Source organism: Paracoccus sp. PAMC 22219 (assembly GCF_000787695.1).
Lineage (GTDB): Bacteria > Pseudomonadota > Alphaproteobacteria > Rhodobacterales > Rhodobacteraceae > Paracoccus.
In genome coordinates, this window is the sequence record NZ_BBPH01000217.1 from 1 (window position 1) to 1,613 (window position 1,613).

Genomic DNA, 1,613 nt, shown 5'->3' on the forward strand with positions numbered 1-1,613 from the left:
CCAGCACCGATGACCTGACCCGCATCGAGGCGGAGTTTCGCAGCGAAACCTTTGACCGCGCCGCGGCGGTCCGGGGAATCGCGCCGATCGCGCAGGTCGCGGCCGACAGCGCCTCGCAGATCCAGCCCGACGGCGCCGACACGCGTGCCGGGCCCGGCGCGCGCCGAGGCCGACGCCGCGCGCCTGCATGCGGCGCAGGACAGCGGTCTGCTGATGGTCGACCTGCCACTGGAGCAGATCGACGAGGACGCGATGATCCGCGACCGGATGACGATGGGCGAGGCCGAGATGCTGGAGCTGCGCCAGTCGATCGCGGCGCATGGCCTGCGCCTGCCGATCGAGGTGTTCGAACTGGAGCAGGAGGGCAGGGCGGGACAACGCTATGGTCTCCTGTCCGGCTATCGTCGCCTGCTGGCCACGCGGGGTCTGCGGGACCTGACGCAGGCCGACAAGTACGCCACCATCCGGGCGATCATCCGTCCCCGGGCGGATGCCGGCAGCGCCTTTGTCCAGATGATCGAGGAGAACGAGGTTCGCGAGAACCTGAGCCATTTCGAGCGTGGCCGCATCGCCGTGATCGCCGCGAACCATGGCGCCTTTGCGAACACCGAAGATGCCGTGGACAAGCTTTTCGGCACCGGATCGAAAGCGAAACGGTCGAAGATTCGATCTTTTTCCCTTATATTTGAAGAGCTTGGAGATATGTTGCAATTCCCTGAGCAGTTGACCGAACGCCGTGGGCTGCAACTGGCCACCGCATTGCGGCAGGGGGGCGAGAGCCAGGTGAGGCAGGCGTTGTCCCATGCGGCACCGGAGGATGCGGATGCGGAATGGGCGGTGATCGAGCCGGTGATCCGGCTGCAGGAGCAGGTGGTGCGCGATCCGGCGCGGGGAGGGCGCCCCAAGCGGCCCGTGACGGCGCATGGCTGGCTGGATGACAAGACCCTGCGAACGTCCAGCGGGGTCACTATCCGGCGGTCCAGCGACAGCAGGGGGCACCTGCTGCGGCTGGAAGGGTCGGCCCTGACCACGGAGTTGGTGGACAGCCTGATGCTGGAGATTCGCGCGCTGCTGGAGCGATAGGGTTTCGTGGCGAAACCATTGTGACCGGGCGTGGTGTCGGGTGAGGGGTTAATGCCGGTAGGTGCTGGCTGTTGCGCGATCAAGGCGCGGCAGCCAGTAAGGGGCGTGTGAAAGGGCAGGGGGGCTGGATGGGTCGGCCTGCTCAAGGACCGACAGGCCGTCCGCCGATACACAGAGTTTCGACCTTAGCGGCAAGTATTAATGTCAAGCCCAACTATATCGTGTAAGTCATTGAATATAAGATAATTTATGCGAATTGACCGCCCTTTGTCGATCAGTGGCGTTTATGCCGCGTGGTCTGGGCAGATGCGGGGATGCAGGGCAGAGCACGCCGCCCATGGCGACGTGCATTTGTCACACGCTGGAAAGCCTCATCATGCCGCTGGTCGGGGACCAGGGCATGATGAGGGTGATGGCGGCGGCTTCGTCATACTCACCGCCGACACCGGGGGGCCTGGCGGTGTAAGCGGTGAGCGAGACATGCGGGCGGTTTAGAGGCTCTCGACCGGGGGGCGCGTCTCGGGGGGATG

General features: G+C 65.1%; 1 protein-coding gene. It reads left to right on the forward strand.

Annotated elements, in window-relative coordinates; all coding sequences use genetic code 11:
• The first annotated feature begins 144 nt into the window (after positions 1 to 144).
• Positions 145 to 1,083, forward strand: coding sequence for a ParB N-terminal domain-containing protein (locus tag TY51_RS18910; protein ID WP_231559148.1), 939 nt, complete (start codon positions 145 to 147; stop codon positions 1,081 to 1,083).
• Positions 1,084 to 1,613: the final 530 nt, after the last annotated feature.